Origin of the sequence: Vagococcus fluvialis, assembly GCF_003337315.1 — a bacterium.
Classification (GTDB): Bacteria; Bacillota; Bacilli; order Lactobacillales; family Vagococcaceae; genus Vagococcus; species Vagococcus fluvialis.
This window is the reverse complement of record NZ_QPJV01000015.1, coordinates 46,006-60,529: the sequence shown is the minus strand read 5'-3', so window position 1 is coordinate 60,529 and position 14,524 is coordinate 46,006. Positions and strand designations below refer to the sequence as shown.

Here is a 14,524-nt window from a genome sequence, read left to right as displayed (position 1 = left end):
GCCTTATTAAAATTAAATAACTAAAAAAGATGATAAATCTGAGAGTAATCTCAAGTTTATCATCTTATATATCCGACTCATCAGTCCGATTTGACAAAGAGCCGATTTAACCCTCCTTAAAAACATTTATTTAAGCTTCGTTATCAATTGCTGAATAAAGTTCTTCTGAGATATCATCTTCATTTAAAACAATATCATCCTCGATTAATTCACTTACTTTTCCCTTTACTTCATCAGAAGTTTTCTTGAATTCTTCTTGTAAGCCTGATGTTTTATCAGCAAGATTTCCAAGTAAATCAGTTGAAACTGTTTTAGCTTGTTCTACTTGAGTTGATAGTTTTTCACCTAACCAACTGTATTCTTCTTTTTTATGTTTAGCAAAATCTCCAATTTCATTCCCTTTAACTTGAGCAATACCAGCTAGCTCACTAGCTTTCCCTTCTGAAACTTCATCTAATTGATCTAATAAATCTTCTCTTAATTCTTTACCACTTTTTGGTGCTAATAAAAGTGCTGCCGCTGCTGCCGCTGCTCCACCAATAATTGCTCCTACTAAAAAACCACTAGATTTTTTTGACATTATATTTTCCTCCGCTTAATTATTTCTCTTAAATAAATGTGCTGCACTTTGCGCTGCTTTTCCTACTATTGTAGCTGTGGCTGCTGTTTTACTTGCATCCCCAACTTTGACAAGTAAGTTTTTACTTGATGAGTTTAACTCAGAAACACTTTCACTTAAATCTGCTACAGCTTGGAATAAAGGATCTATAGTCTCCACTTTTTGAGTAACATCTTCTAATAATTCGTTTCCTGTTACTAATAAGTCTTCACTTTGACGTAATAAAAGATCTACATCTTTTGTTAATACGGCTACAGATTTATTGGTCCTGTCCAATACACGATTTACTTTATCTACTGATTTATTAATCGTTTTATTTAATTGTAGTAAGAAAAATACAATAACAATGACTAGGATAACAAAAGCAATAGCTGCAATTATTGCTGCAATTTCAATACCTGACATCTTTACTATCTCCTACCTTTCGTTTAAAATACTAAATTTAGAATACCATTAACTTATTATTTTCTCAACATATAATTAAATGGTAGAATGAAGTTAATAAGAATGTTATTTTTTCAATGGAGGATACAATTAATGCAAGAAACAACTACAAGTACTCAATTAGAATTAACGAAACAGACAGAAAAAGGTATTCGTGTATTCCAAAATTTCTGGGATAGTCTAGATTGGGAAAAAATACTATCAACTGTTATTTATAAAGGTATGATTATTTTATTAATCTTAATTATAATTTTTATTTTAAGAAAAATTATTTTAAACTTAATTCATCGTTCTTTTGCTAATTATCGAAAAAAAGAAACTTACAGTTCAAGTAGATTAAACACATTAGAAACTGTCTTAAAAAACTTTGCTCAATATTTTTTATTTTTTATTATGATCTATTCTGTCTTAACTATTATAGGTGTTCCTGTAGGTTCTTTAATTGCAGGAGCTGGTATTGCTGGTGTTGCTATTGGTTTAGGTGCTCAAGGTTTTATTAACGATGTCATTACTGGGTTCTTTATTATTTACGAAAGACAACTTGACGTTGGAGATCACGTGATATTAGATAGTGTTGAAGGTATTGTGGAGCAAGTAGGACTTCGTACCACACAAGTTAAAAGCTTTAATGGAACTATGAATTATATTCCAAATAGACAGATTTTAATTGTTAGTAATCTCTCTCGTGGTAATCAACAAGTCATTATTGATATTAGAGTTAACCCTGACGAAGATATTGAAACAGTTAAGAAGATTATGGCTGAGGTTAATCAAGAATTATTAAGCTCTATTCCTGAAATTAAATCTGAGCCTAATATTATTGGTTTAATTAATTTACCAAATGGTACCTTTGTTGTTCGTTGTTCACTTTATGCTTTATCAGGCTCTCAGTTATCTGTAAAAAGTAAGCTAACAACAGCCTATGTAGAGTCACTGACTAAAGCTGGTATTACTATTCCAACCTCTCCATTAAATCTAAATATATAAAAAAATCGTTAAGTAAGCATCAACTTACTTAACGATTTTTTAATTATCACGACTCTTTAAAAAGTCATGAACACTATTAACAGCTCGATCTAAGGTATTTTCATCTGGATTAAATTTTCCATGATGTAATCCGTACTCACTATCAACACCGTACCAAAACATCGTTCCTGGAATTTTACTTAGTAAGTAACCAAAATCTTCAGCAGTCATTGTCTCAGACACTTCTAAAAACTCTATTTCAGAATGTGTTTCACAAAACTCGATAAAGTCTGATGTTAGCTCAGTATTATTAACCACGGGAATGTAACCTTTTTGATCTAGTACTATATCAACTTCACAACCGTAGGAAAGAGCAATTCCTTTTGCCATCTCTTTCATTCTTGTTTTTGTTAATTCATTAACTTCATAAGTTAGAGCTCTAATTGTTCCAGTTAAAACAGCTTTTCCAGAAACAATATTATCTGCTGTTCCACTGTTGAATTCACCAAAAGTAATAACAGCACTTTCCATCGGATCAACATTACGGCTAATTATTGACTGTACTTGTTGAACAAAAGAAGATGCTGCAACAATCGTATCATTGGCTAAATGAGGGAAAGCGGCATGACCATCTTTTCCTTTAAAGGTCACAACAAAACGACAAGCACCTGCAAATAAGGTTCCCTTCAATGTACCAATTAGATTACTCTTTAGCTGCGGGGCAACGTGTAGCGCATAAATTTCATCAATTTCTATATCTTTTAAAAAGCCATTGTCATAATAAATTTCTGCACCAGAAAGATTTTCTTCTGCTGGTTGAAAAAAGAAAACATAGTTATTATCGCTTCTATTTTCAAGCTGTCTAGCAATTAAGCCTAAAGCAATTGTCATATGAAAATCATGACCACAAGCATGCATAAATCCTTCATGAGTTGATTCAAAAGGAAATCCTGTTTCTTCTTTAATCGGTAAACCATCAATATCTGTTCGCCAAGCAATTGTTTTTCTAGGATTTTTCCCTTTCACAGTTACAATAATAGCTGTGTCTTTTGTTTTAATTTCTAAATGCTCTTGAGGTAAAGAATTTAAAACAGCTATTAAGTAATCATGTGTTTTAAACTCCTTAAGGCCAATTTCAGGAATTTGATGTAACTCTCTTCTTATTTTAATTAACTCTTCTTTTGAAAACATCATCAAACTCCCCTCATTATTAATGATTTTTTTCAGCTAATTCTTTTTCAGTTACATCATATTTAAGCTCTAGTTCATGAGCTAAATGATTCACTGATTTTAAAATTTCTTTTCTTGTGACTATCCCTTTAAAAACACCCTCATTATCAACAACAGGGATAAAGTTACTATCCACTAAAAAATTTAAAACCTTTTCGATATTAAATGGTTGTTGGACTGTTTTAATTTCTTTATCCATCACGTCACATACTTGAATATCTGCTAAACGGTCTGGATTAAAATTTTCTGTATCAAACATCTCTGACACCACATTTGATAAAGAAACAAGTCCTACTAATTCTTCTTCTTTATTAACTACTGGAATTTTACTATAGCCAATATTAGTTAAAACTAATAAGGCATGTTCTAAATTATTCGTATCTGTTAGTGTTGCTACATTGTCACTGTGTATTAAGTAATTGTCTTCGTTTTCTAAAAAAATTTCTTTTACAGCATTTCCTATCATTTAGAAAACCCTCCATTCTTTTCACTAATCTTTATTTTACCTTAAAATAAAAATAGATAAAGTAGATTCACAGTTTTTTCATAACTTATTATATTTTATTTAATCTTCTCTTGGAAAAGTAAATGTCAAATCAGATAACTTTTCATGGTTCTGTGTATAAAAAGCAACTTCGATTTCCTTTTCACTGGTTTCTACAATCGCATAAGTTTTTAAATGACTGTACTTTCCTCTTGGTTGAGAGATACTCCCTGGATTTAAATATAAAATCCCATCTACCATCTCAGCTGCCAGTTTGTGAGTGTGACCATAAAAACATAAAGACGCATTTTTTTCTTTTGCTGCTAGTGAAAGATAAGTCAGTCCCATATTGACGTTAAACAAGTGACCATGAGTCATATAGATTGTATCTTCCCCGTGAGCAATTGCTGTTTCCTTTTGGTACTCTGGACTGTAATCACAGTTACCTTTAACAACAACAAATTTTTGCCATAAGGTATCATCTTCTTTTAACTCTGAGTCACCACAGTGGAACATACCATCTATCTTTTTTTCCCAGACATGTACTAAATCAACTAAAACATCTCTATTTCCATGGTTATCACTAACAACAAGGTATTTCATATTTACTCCTCCATCCATTTTTTAAAGTCAACGACTAATTTTTGAATTGCTTGAGCTCTATGACTAATTTTATTTTTTTCTTCTGATGTCATTTCGGCAACTGTTTTATTATACTCAGGAACAAAGAATAATGGATCGTAACCAAAACCATTTTCTCCTCTTGGTATTCCAGCAATTTCACCTGGCAGTTCACCAACAACTACTAAACTTTCTTTATCCGGTGAGGCAAGTACTAATGTACAGTGAAATTGAGCAGTTCTTTTTTCTTTAGGAACATCATATAATTCATGAAGCAATTTAGCGTTATTAGCTGCATCACTTTTATTTTCTCCAGCATATCTTGCTGAGTAGACACCTGGTTGCCCACCTAAAGCATCTACTTTTAAACCTGAATCATCGGCTAAAACAATTGTATTAAATTCTTTAGCTATTGTCTCAGCTTTTAATCTAGCGTTTTCTTCAAACGTTGAACCTGTTTCCTCTACATCAGGTACTTCAGGGTAATCTAGTAGTGTTTTGATTTGATAGCCTTGCTCATTAAACATAGTTTCAAATTCTTTAGCTTTTCCTATGTTTCTTGTAGCAATTAAAATTTCTTTTTTTGTTTTAGCTTGTGGCTTTATATCAGCTTTTTCTTCTGCTTTTTCCAAACTCTTTTTTTGATGTGCAATTAACGCTTCAATACTTTCTTCACCTAAAGATAATAATGTATTTAGCTCATCTCTTGTAAATGTAGCTTCTTCACCAGTTCCTTGGATTTCTACCATACGACCTGATTCAGTCATTACAATGTTCATGTCCACTAAAGCTGATGAGTCTTCCATATAATCTAAATCAGCCACACATTCACCTGTTGGTAAAATCCCAACACTAATAGCTGCCAAATGCTCTTTGATTGGATTTTCTTCTGACTCGCCTCTTTCAAGTAACTTATTAATTGCTAATTTCAGAGCTACAAAAGCTCCTGTAATACTTGCAGTTCTTGTACCTCCATCAGCTTGGATTACATCACAATCTATAACAATTGAGCGCTCACCTAATTTTTCTAAATCAACAACTGCTCTTAATGAACGACCGATCAGACGTTGAATCTCCATTGTGCGTCCTGTTAATTTTCCTTTACTACTCTCACGTCTATTACGCGTGTTAGTTGCTCGTGGTAGCATACTATACTCAGCCGTTACCCAGCCTGTTTCACTCCCTCTTAAAAAAGGAGGTACATTATCTTCAATTGTTGCATTAACAATCACTTTCGTATTTCCAAAACTAATTAACACACTACCTTCCGGGTGCATTAAGTAGTCTGTTTCAATAGTAATTTCTCTTATTTGATTTATTTTACGATTATCATGTCTCATCTTTATCATCCTTTATGGTAAAGTTACACGGTTAACTGAAATATCCTCTATTGATAGCCAGTCATGTGTAATGTCTTCAAATAATTTTTTAGAACCTGTTGCGAAAAATTGATGATTTTTTCCTTTGTCTGTCGCATCTGCTGATATATCATAGTAATCAAGTAACATACTAACTTCACTAACAGCCTCAGCTCCAGAATCTACTAACTGAACTGAATCACCCATTTTTTCTTTAATTAATGGTTTTAAAAGTGGATAGTGTGTACATCCCATAACTAAGGTATCAATATTTTTGTCTGAAAAAGCTTCTAAGGTTTCATCTACTACTTTTTTAGCAATAGCTGATTCATATTGTTTACTTTCAACAATTGGCACAAATTTAGGACACGCTAAACCATACACTTTAGTTTTAGGAACTTTACGTTGGATTGCCTTTGTGTACTCTCCACTATTAATTGTTCCTACAGTTCCGATAACACCAATTCTGTGTGAGCTCGTTAGTCTTAAGGCGGCCCTTGCTCCAGGAATAATCACTCCAACTACTGGTATATCAATTGATTCTTTAATTTCTTCTAATGCAATTGCAGTCGCTGTATTACAAGCTATCACAATCATTTTTACATTTTTACTTAATAAAAAGCGTACCATTTCCCAAGTAAATTGTTTGATTTCTTCTACTGGCCTTGGACCATAAGGACATCTTAGAGTATCTCCAATATAATAAACTGTTTCGTTTGGTAGTTGTTTCACGGCTTCTTTGACCACTGTTAAACCACCAACACCTGAATCTAAAAAGCCAATTGGTTGATTATTCATTTTTTAGCCACCTTTTATTCTTCATTTCATTATTTTCTCTTTTTTAATGATTAATATCAAGTTAATATTTGCTCTCTGATTCACCTTACAAATTTGTAAGATATGTGTAAGTTCTATCCATTTAATAAAATTTCAAACTCAGTCATACTTAATTTCTAAGGAGTGACATTCATGTTAGAAAGATATCACATAGCCATTCGAAAAGTTGGGTTTCTTTTATTTTCATGGCTACTTATTTATTTTACCACTAGTTTATTTTTTGATAAAACTAGTTCTAATTTTAATCTCTTATTATCAATACTAAGTTTTGTTTGTTATTTGCTAATCCCTTTTTTTCTTCAATCACAAAAAGACTATAAAAATTACTTAAATAGCATTTTTGTTAGAATTAACCTGACTTCTTTTATTATATCATTTTTTTATTCTTTAAGTTTACTACTAAGTCTAGCTATTCATTACAAGTTACAACTATTCGATAGTAGCACTCAACATCTAGAATTAAATATGGATTTACCTATTATATTGGCATTAAACCTTGTCCTCTTAGGTATACTACCTAGTTTTTTTCAGCAAACATTTTTTAGATATGTCATTCCTACTAGCTTGGTAATTTTTTATTTTATTAATCAACCTGTTTTTGTACTAATTGCTATTGTTCTACTAGCAATTTTTTCATGTTTTTTAACTCAGTATACTGCTTCAATTTTTCCAAGCATCTTTTTCCATCTTACTTTGGTTACAGGATTAACCTATTGTATTTTAGGTGGACTACTTATTTCTACTGTATTTCTTTTATTTATTGTGACGAAAAAAGTAAGAGGTTGGAATAATTTCCAACCTCTTTTATAAACTAAACGGTGTCACAGAAGTAGCTTCCTCGGAAATAAGCCGAAAATAACAAAAATTTGAAAAGCAATTTTCGTTATTTCCTTCTTATTTCTTGAAGCTGAACACTCCCGTTCCAACCTCTTTTATAATGTTATACTTGGTTTGGCATTTAATGAGCCATCAGTAAAATGTCCTTTTTCAGCTTCAATAAAAGCAGCTGCACCAATCATAGCTGCGTTATCACCACATAATTTAAAAGGTGGCACAACTAATTCTACATCAGTTAATTCAGTAGAAACTGCTTGAGTTAAAGCATTTCTTAATCCCTTATTAGCCGCAACTCCACCAGCTAATATCAGCTGTTTGATATCATATTCCTTAGCAGCACGAATTGTTTTAGACACTAAAACCTCAATCACACTTGCTTGAAAACTTGCTGCTAAGTCTTCGATTTTTAACTCTTCATTTCTTTGTTCAGCATTATGAACTAGGTTAATAAAAGAACTTTTCAAACCACTAAAGCTAAAATCATAGTTGTCTTCCTTCATCATCGCACGGGGAAAATGATACACATCATTTCCTTTATGAGCTAATTCATCAATCTCTTTACCACTAGGGTAGTTAAGACCTAAAACACGCCCAACTTTATCATAGGCTTCACCACAAGCATCATCTCGTGTTTCACCAATAATTTCAAACTCTCCATGTTCTTTCATTAAAACTAATTCTGTATGACCACCACTTACTAATAAAGCAAGTGCAGGAAACTTCATTTCTGAAACAAAAGAAGCTGCGTATATGTGACCTGCCATATGGTTGACAGGAATTAAAGGTAACTCATTAGCCCAAGCAAAACTTTTAGCCGCTTGAATTCCAATAAGTAGAGCACCTACTAACCCAGGTCCAAAGGTCACTCCAACAGCACCTAAATCCTCAACTGTGACCTCAGCTTCATTAAGAGCTTCTTCCATACAACCAATAATTTGCTCAACATGATGACGACTAGCAACTTCTGGAACTACTCCACCAAAACGTTTATGACTATTAATCTGCGAGGCAATAATATTAGATAAAATAATGTTGCCGTCTTCAATAACAGCGACACTTGTTTCATCACAACTGCTTTCGATTGCTAATATTAATTTTCTTTCTTTATTTTTAAATATATCCAAAATCGTCACGTCCTATATTTTTAACTGTAACAAAATAGCATCTTCTATAGGAGATTTATAGTAATTTTTTCTAACTCCTATATCTAAGAAATGATGCTTTTCATAAAATGCTCTTGCCTTTTCATTACTTGCTCTAACTTCAAGAAACAAGGTTTCCACTTCTTTTTCTTTTAAAAAAGAAATTCCGTCTTTAAGAAGTTTACCACCAAGACCTGTTCTTAAATAACTTTTCCTGACACCAATTAATTCAATTTCAGCTGCTTCAAAAACCACATTAAGAAGCAAGAAACCAACTATTTCTTCTTCCTCTTTCACAATGAAATAATGATTGAAGGGACTTTCAAAAAACGAAATAAATTGTTCAATGGTCCACGGAGACTTGCTATCAAAGCTTTCTTGACTGATTTCAAAAAAGCAAGTTGCTAATGTTAATATTTCTTTGTCTAAACTCATCTAATCTTCTTCCAATACATAAGTCATATCAATGGCATCTTCTTTATTTTCTTTATAATAAGCTTTTTTGATACCATTAATATAAAATCCAAATTTTTTATACAAATGAATAGCGCCTTTATTAGAAACTTTGACTTCTAAACTCATCGTTAGTAACTCTTGGCTACGAGCTACTCTTTCTGCTTCTTTCAGCATCCACCAACCACCACCTAAATTTTGAAAACGTGGTAAAACTGCCACACTTGTTATATGGGCATCTGTGCCATTAATTCTAAGACCAATAAAACCTATATAACTCTCTTCGTAGTAAGTTTTTAAATAGACACTAACATTTTTCCTAATAATTTCTGACCAAAATATCGTATAACTCCAAGGAGATTTACCGTAAACTTTTTTTAAGGTTTCTTGAAGTAAATAAATATCTGTAACTTTTGCTGATTCAAATCTAATGTCAGACTCTTTGAACATAATCAGAACCCTCTTGTTCCTTGTTCATCTCTAACCATTTTTCTTCTGCTTCAACCTTCTTCAAGTAACTAGGAACAAACCCATCAATATTAGTAATTTCACGAGTCACATTATCAGCTCTTAAAAAGGATTCTCCGCTTAATAAGTTATTATGCTCTAAAGAATTATAGATAAAATTAGTGGTATTTCTCTCATCAATCATCTCTTTAAACACAAGAACATCTATGCCAATGAAAAGAACTTGCTCTTTCCCCTGACTTAATTTATCTAACCAAGTAGACATGGCAATGTGCTGATCTTCAACTACATTAACCAACTTACCGTCTTCCCATTTATAAGCACCAGTGTACACATTTTCACGTCTTGCATTAATAATTGGTACAATCAAGCCTTCAAAACCAATATTGCTAGCTGCAATTAGAGCTAAACTTGAAACAGCATATAACTCCACACCTAATGTCCAAGCTAGTGTTTTAGCCGTTGTGACACCAATTCTTAATCCAGTATAAGAACCAGGTCCTTCGGCAATAATAATTTTAGTTAAATCTTTTGGTTTCTTTTGATTAATAGATAATAAAAAATCAATCCCGGGCATTAAAGAAATACTATGATTTTTTTGATTGGTCATTACTTGAGTTCCAATTATTTTTCCATTTTCTTCTAAACAAAGCGCCATTGTTTGATTAGAAGTATCTATTCCTAAAGTTGTCATTTGTCATCTACCTTTTTTATTATTCTGATATATTGTAGCATAAAACTGTTAAAACCACTTAAATTTCTCACTTAAAAAGGCTGAGTATCATCTCAGCCTTCTCTTTTATATGAACCATAATTGGTTTTCATTTCAAATAATAAGCCAATTAAATGGGCATGATACGGAATAAACTCCTCTTTCTCGATTAATTGATAAATCTCGGCTAAAGTCATCCAAGCAACCTCTTGAACTTCTTCTTCCTGAATAACTACATCTGCTAAATTAACGTCTTCTTCAATTAAATAATAATCTTCAAAACCACCATTATAATTAATTGAAAGTTGAGGTAACATATTTTCAATATCAAAATGAAGGCCTAATTCTTCAGCTATCTCTCTTTTAACACCCTCAGAACTAGTCTCTCCGCTAATAACACTACCACTAACAGAAATATCCCAGTAATTTGGCCACGTTTTTTTATCAGTTTGTCTCTTTTGAACTAAGAGTTGATTTTGACTATTAAAAATACAAGCACCAATCACGATTCGGTATTCACCTTTTTTTAAATCCAACCCTGAAGTTACTGTTTTACCAGTTTTTACTCGATCTACTGTATAAACATCCCATTTTTCAGTCAAACTTATTCTCCTAACTATTTTGTTTTTCTCTTTTATCCTTAATTTTCACTCTCTCAACAACTGTTTGTCTAACTAAAAGAACAGTAAAAACCACATCATCTACTTCAAACTGAAATCCTTTTTCCACTTCATTAGAATAAACACCTGTAATATAGCCACCTAAAGTCACATTACCTTTAGCGTCCTCTAGGTTTTCTAAATCAAAGAAATGACGAATTTCTTCTAATTCAATTTTTCCATCAACTAAATACTCATCGTTCCCAAGTGATTGAATCATATCTTTTTCAGTATCTAGTTCATCTTGAATATCACCAACAATTTCTTCGATAATATCTTCAATTGTAACAATTCCAACTGTTCCACCATATTCATCTACAACAATTGCGATATGTTTATGTTTTTCTTGCATGTTTCTTAACACATCTTTTATCATTAATGTTTCTAAAACAAAAATTGGTTTTGAAACTTCTTCCACTAGTAAACGATTTTTATCCTCATAAGATGATTTTACTAATTGTTGTAAGGTCACATAACCCATAATCTCATCCTTAGATTCTTTAATAATTGGAAATCGTGTGTAGCCTATTTCAAGCATAATTGGAATCGCATCTTCAATGGTCATATCATAGTCTAAAACTTTCATATCTAAGCGATTTGTCATAATTTCTTTGACTTGTCTTTCATCAAATTCGAAAATATTAGATAGGTAATTAAATTCTTCTTGATTAATTTCACCTTTATCTAAACTATCAGCTGCTACTAGTAAAATTTCTTCCTCAGAAAGAGTTTCTTCAGCTTCACCTACCATATGAATACCAAATAATTTTCCAATTAAGTTAGCTGAATGATTTAGTAACTTAATAAACAGATAGGTAAATTTATAGAAAAAGTGAAGTGGCTTAGCAATTGCCATTGTTACTTTCTCAGCGTTTGAGATACTATAAGATTTCGGTAATAATTCACCCACAACAACTTCAACAAACGTAACTAAAAAATAAGATAGAATCAGTGATAATGTTAAGGATAAGCTTTTTGTAATGGGTAATTGGTTAAACAAAGGTTCTATTAAACCACGAACCGTTTCTTCTCCTACCCCACCAATAATTAACGTTGTTAACGTGATTCCAAGCTGACAAGCACTTAAATAGTCATCTAAGTGGTGAACTAAATGAAGAGCTAATTCAGCATTTTTTTCTCCATTACTTGCTAATTGTTCTAGTCTTGACGATCTTACCTTTACTAAAGCAAATTCAGCTGCTACAAAAAGTGCTGTTATATAAATCATTAATGCTATTAGTAATAATTTAAACCCAACCATAAAACACCTCGTTTTTTATCCTATTCTTCTATATTAAAACAAAGATACAAAAAAAGATACCGATTTAGAAAAACACTCCTCTTTAAAATAAAAAAGAACGAACCTGTTTAAGGTCGCTCTCTTTTAATTCTACAACGTATCTACGAAACGAATAAAGGCTGTTTCACCTTCTGGAGTGTTTTTAAAGACGCTTTGTTTTAACATATTTTCTGCCACAATCTCTTTGAGACGATCATTAATTTCAAGATCTTCTTTAATATTAATAACACCTAGTTGATCAACTATTGAAAATTTATCAGCTAATAAATTTTCGTAATTAACTGTTCTATTAAAGGCTACTGATTCATCTACCAAGATAAGGTCAGCTACATACATATTATCTTCGATTCTAAAAATCGGTATTAAAGAATGAGTAACTTCTCCTGATTCATTTTTAGCTAAAATATCAAGAGACGGATAAGAATATTGCTGCCATCTTAAATTTAAATATTCAATACTATTTAGTAAGTTTTTCTTCGATGTTGTTTTCAATCTAATCACCGAAAGCGGCCAATCTACTAAAGCAGCTGAAACAGTCACAAATCCTGGGATATCAAATTCATGGGTAGCTTCTTCTTTAAAAAGCGGTAGATTTTTCTTACCACCAAAGAATGAACTATGATGTTTCACTTTATCTTTTAAAGGATCAAATGAAATAAAGTAATGGGGATAAATTTCAACTAGTTGAAGCATGGTTTCATGTAATTTTCGACTTATTTCAAACTGTGAATGTTCTTCAGGGAAAAACTGTGAATGCTCATGAAATAAAGGAGTCTGTTCATATGAGAATCCCCAACTTTCCCCTTTTAGATTCATACGAATAATTCGTTTTAATCTATTCTTTAAAACACCAAAACCTTCACTTTCAAAACATTGTTGGCAAACGTTTTCATCTATATTTGCCCAACTATTAGGTTGAATTACCCAGTTTGAGTTATCTATTTCAATCTCTTCAGCTCTCAAAAAACTTGATTTAATAAAACCATTATTAATATTTAGCAAATGATAATAATCAGTTGCTTCGTGAGGTAAGTTATCATAATGCTGAGAAAACAGCGCATTAAGAACTGAAGGTGGTGGTGTTAAAAGTTCCATTAGTTCTGATTGTAATTTTTCAATATCTCTTTTATTTTGAGAATCAAGTTTGTTGTTTTTTATTGCAACATTAAGTAATTTATCTACAATTTCTTGAGATGACATACTTTCTGGCATTTCAACTTCCTCATTTTCCTTTTGCCATTCACCAATTAAGGATTCCAAACGGTTTCTTAAATAAATTCGATCTAAAATCATCCAACCACCGGACCCTATAGCTAGATTAATAAAATCATTAATATACTTTTCCACCAAAGCCACACTCCTTGCTATTAATATCCATTAGGTTGGCTATTGTGCCAAGCCCACGCAGACTCTAAAATATCTTTTGTATTTGTTAATTTTGGTTCCCAACCTAAAACACTTTGAGCTTTTTTGGATGACGCAACTAAAGTAGCTGGATCACCACTTCTTCTTGATGCCATAACTGCAGGAATTTCCTTACCTGTAACAAGGCGTGCTTCTTCAATCATCTCTTTAACTGAAAATCCTGTTGAGCTACCTAAGTTGAAGATGTCACTTGGATTCCCTTTTTCTAAGTAGTCTAAAGCAAGTACATGAGCCTCACTTAAATCTACTACATGAACATAGTCTCTGACACAAGTTCCATCTACTGTTGGGTAATCATCCCCAAAAATAGATACTTGCTTTCTTTGACCCAAAGCTGTTTGTAAAATAATTGGTACCAAATGAGTTTCTGGGTCGTGATCTTCACCAATCGAATGATCTAAGCTAGCGCCAGCTACATTAAAATATCTCAAAGCGACATATTTTATACCATAAGCTTCATCACACCACTTCATCATTTTTTCCATCATTAATTTACTTTCCCCATAAGGATTTTTAGGGTTAGTTGGTGTTGTCTCTAGAATTGGCATTTCTTCTGGTTCACCGTAAGTTGCTGCCGTTGATGAAAAGACAATTCGCTTAATATTTAATTCTTTCATTACTTCTAATAAAATTTGAGTGCCGTAAACGTTGTTATTAAAATATTTTAATGGTTTTTCTACTGATTCACCCACTAGTGAACTTGCAGCAAAATGAATAACTCCAGTAATTTCTTCTTTTTCAAAAACGTCTAAAAGAAAGGCTTTATCTCGAATATCTCCTTCATAAAATTGAGCCTCTTTATGGACTGCTTCTTTATGACCAGTTAACAAATTATCAATAACGACTACTCTGTCTCCTTTTTTGATTAACGCTTGAACAGCGTGTGAACCGATATATCCTGCTCCACCTATAACTGCAATTGACATATGCTAATTCCTCCTAAAATATAATAACTATATCTGTCTTATT

General features: G+C 32.1%; 17 protein-coding genes. 2 read left to right on the top strand and 15 right to left on the bottom strand.

Features of this window, described 5'->3' with window-relative positions; translation table 11 throughout:
- Positions 1-130: 130 nt before the first annotated feature.
- The gene (locus DFR54_RS12035; protein ID WP_086342628.1) at positions 131-580 is read right to left on the bottom strand and encodes a YtxH domain-containing protein; all 450 of its coding nucleotides are present in this window, start codon (positions 578-580) and stop codon (positions 131-133) included.
- A gap of 15 nt (positions 581-595) precedes the next feature.
- Entirely contained in the window at positions 596-1,024 is a 429-nt protein-coding gene (locus tag DFR54_RS12030; RefSeq protein ID WP_114290411.1) for a DUF948 domain-containing protein, read from the bottom strand.
- 132 nt (positions 1,025-1,156) lie between these two features.
- Between DFR54_RS12030 and DFR54_RS12025 the strand changes: the two genes are divergently transcribed.
- Positions 1,157-2,050: a mechanosensitive ion channel family protein gene (locus DFR54_RS12025; RefSeq protein ID WP_114290410.1), complete on the top strand. Its 894-nt coding sequence runs from the start codon at positions 1,157-1,159 to the stop codon at positions 2,048-2,050.
- Between the two features lie 39 nt (positions 2,051-2,089).
- On the opposite strand, the gene DFR54_RS12020 is transcribed toward DFR54_RS12025, so the two are convergent.
- From DFR54_RS12020 to racE, 5 genes are all read right to left on the bottom strand, one after another.
- On the bottom strand, positions 2,090-3,223 hold the full coding sequence (locus tag DFR54_RS12020; protein WP_170126964.1) for an N-acetyldiaminopimelate deacetylase: 1,134 nt from the start codon (positions 3,221-3,223) through the stop codon (positions 2,090-2,092).
- A gap of 16 nt (positions 3,224-3,239) precedes the next feature.
- Positions 3,240-3,725, bottom strand: a complete 486-nt coding sequence (gene cbpB / locus DFR54_RS12015; RefSeq protein ID WP_114290408.1) for a cyclic-di-AMP-binding protein CbpB — start codon at positions 3,723-3,725, stop codon at positions 3,240-3,242.
- Between the two features lie 99 nt (positions 3,726-3,824).
- Positions 3,825-4,346 carry a metallophosphoesterase gene (locus tag DFR54_RS12010; protein WP_114290407.1) on the bottom strand — a complete coding sequence of 174 codons (522 nt, stop codon included), beginning with the start codon at positions 4,344-4,346 and terminating at the stop codon, positions 3,825-3,827.
- Positions 4,347-4,348: 2 nt separating this feature from the next.
- Positions 4,349-5,704 (bottom strand): ribonuclease PH, encoded by a 1,356-nt coding sequence (rph, locus tag DFR54_RS12005; protein ID WP_114290406.1) that lies wholly within the window; start codon positions 5,702-5,704, stop codon positions 4,349-4,351.
- A gap of 12 nt (positions 5,705-5,716) precedes the next feature.
- Positions 5,717-6,520, bottom strand: a complete 804-nt coding sequence (gene racE, locus DFR54_RS12000) for a glutamate racemase (RefSeq protein WP_114290405.1) — start codon at positions 6,518-6,520, stop codon at positions 5,717-5,719.
- Between the two features lie 171 nt (positions 6,521-6,691).
- Between racE and DFR54_RS11995 the strand changes: the two genes are divergently transcribed.
- Positions 6,692-7,369: a hypothetical protein gene (locus tag DFR54_RS11995; protein WP_114290404.1), complete on the top strand. Its 678-nt coding sequence runs from the start codon at positions 6,692-6,694 to the stop codon at positions 7,367-7,369.
- Between the two features lie 122 nt (positions 7,370-7,491).
- On the opposite strand, the gene tsaD is transcribed toward DFR54_RS11995, so the two are convergent.
- The 8 genes from tsaD to galE all read right to left on the bottom strand — a co-directional run bounded on the left by tsaD (position 7,492) and on the right by galE (position 14,481).
- A complete protein-coding gene (gene tsaD / locus DFR54_RS11990) occupies positions 7,492-8,520 on the bottom strand; it encodes a tRNA (adenosine(37)-N6)-threonylcarbamoyltransferase complex transferase subunit TsaD (protein ID WP_114290403.1) in 1,029 nt (342 codons plus the stop codon).
- A 12-nt stretch (positions 8,521-8,532) separates the two neighbouring features.
- Positions 8,533-8,973 (bottom strand): ribosomal protein S18-alanine N-acetyltransferase, encoded by a 441-nt coding sequence (gene rimI, locus DFR54_RS11985; RefSeq protein ID WP_114290402.1) that lies wholly within the window; start codon positions 8,971-8,973, stop codon positions 8,533-8,535.
- Positions 8,974-9,441, bottom strand: coding sequence for a ribosomal protein S18-alanine N-acetyltransferase (gene rimI / locus DFR54_RS11980; RefSeq protein ID WP_114290401.1), 468 nt, complete (start codon positions 9,439-9,441; stop codon positions 8,974-8,976).
- Positions 9,425-10,153: a tRNA (adenosine(37)-N6)-threonylcarbamoyltransferase complex dimerization subunit type 1 TsaB gene (gene tsaB, locus DFR54_RS11975; RefSeq protein WP_114290400.1), complete on the bottom strand. Its 729-nt coding sequence runs from the start codon at positions 10,151-10,153 to the stop codon at positions 9,425-9,427. The genes rimI (DFR54_RS11980) and tsaB overlap by 17 nt, the downstream gene beginning before the upstream one ends.
- Positions 10,154-10,245: 92 nt before the next feature.
- On the bottom strand, positions 10,246-10,773 hold the full coding sequence (locus DFR54_RS11970; protein WP_167800039.1) for an NUDIX hydrolase: 528 nt from the start codon (positions 10,771-10,773) through the stop codon (positions 10,246-10,248).
- Between the two features lie 10 nt (positions 10,774-10,783).
- The gene (locus DFR54_RS11965) at positions 10,784-12,091 is read right to left on the bottom strand and encodes a hemolysin family protein (protein WP_114290399.1); all 1,308 of its coding nucleotides are present in this window, start codon (positions 12,089-12,091) and stop codon (positions 10,784-10,786) included.
- A gap of 129 nt (positions 12,092-12,220) precedes the next feature.
- Positions 12,221-13,477 carry a hypothetical protein gene (locus tag DFR54_RS11960; RefSeq protein WP_114290398.1) on the bottom strand — a complete coding sequence of 419 codons (1,257 nt, stop codon included), beginning with the start codon at positions 13,475-13,477 and terminating at the stop codon, positions 12,221-12,223.
- Positions 13,478-13,497: 20 nt separating this feature from the next.
- Positions 13,498-14,481, bottom strand: a complete 984-nt coding sequence (gene galE, locus DFR54_RS11955; protein ID WP_114290397.1) for a UDP-glucose 4-epimerase GalE — start codon at positions 14,479-14,481, stop codon at positions 13,498-13,500.
- Between the last annotated feature and the right edge of the window lie 43 nt (positions 14,482-14,524).

What these genes read in the sequence shown, in the direction of transcription:
- DFR54_RS12035 (WP_086342628.1), bottom strand. Translation starts at nt 580, where the DNA reads ATGTCAAAAAAATCTAGTGGTTTTTTAGTAGGAGCAATTATTGGTGGA.
- DFR54_RS12030 (WP_114290411.1), bottom strand. Translation starts at nt 1,024, where the DNA reads ATGTCAGGTATTGAAATTGCAGCAATAATTGCAGCTATTGCTTTTGTT.
- DFR54_RS12025 (WP_114290410.1), top strand. Translation starts at nt 1,157, where the DNA reads ATGCAAGAAACAACTACAAGTACTCAATTAGAATTAACGAAACAGACA.
- DFR54_RS12020 (WP_170126964.1), bottom strand. Translation starts at nt 3,223, where the DNA reads ATGATGTTTTCAAAAGAAGAGTTAATTAAAATAAGAAGAGAGTTACAT.
- cbpB (WP_114290408.1), bottom strand. Translation starts at nt 3,725, where the DNA reads ATGATAGGAAATGCTGTAAAAGAAATTTTTTTAGAAAACGAAGACAAT.
- DFR54_RS12010 (WP_114290407.1), bottom strand. Translation starts at nt 4,346, where the DNA reads ATGAAATACCTTGTTGTTAGTGATAACCATGGAAATAGAGATGTTTTA.
- rph (WP_114290406.1), bottom strand. Translation starts at nt 5,704, where the DNA reads ATGAGACATGATAATCGTAAAATAAATCAAATAAGAGAAATTACTATT.
- racE (WP_114290405.1), bottom strand. Translation starts at nt 6,520, where the DNA reads ATGAATAATCAACCAATTGGCTTTTTAGATTCAGGTGTTGGTGGTTTA.
- DFR54_RS11995 (WP_114290404.1), top strand. Translation starts at nt 6,692, where the DNA reads ATGTTAGAAAGATATCACATAGCCATTCGAAAAGTTGGGTTTCTTTTA.
- rimI (WP_114290402.1), bottom strand. Translation starts at nt 8,973, where the DNA reads ATGAGTTTAGACAAAGAAATATTAACATTAGCAACTTGCTTTTTTGAA.
- rimI (WP_114290401.1), bottom strand. Translation starts at nt 9,441, where the DNA reads ATGTTCAAAGAGTCTGACATTAGATTTGAATCAGCAAAAGTTACAGAT.
- tsaB (WP_114290400.1), bottom strand. Translation starts at nt 10,153, where the DNA reads ATGACAACTTTAGGAATAGATACTTCTAATCAAACAATGGCGCTTTGT.
- DFR54_RS11965 (WP_114290399.1), bottom strand. Translation starts at nt 12,091, where the DNA reads ATGGTTGGGTTTAAATTATTACTAATAGCATTAATGATTTATATAACA.
- galE (WP_114290397.1), bottom strand. Translation starts at nt 14,481, where the DNA reads ATGTCAATTGCAGTTATAGGTGGAGCAGGATATATCGGTTCACACGCT.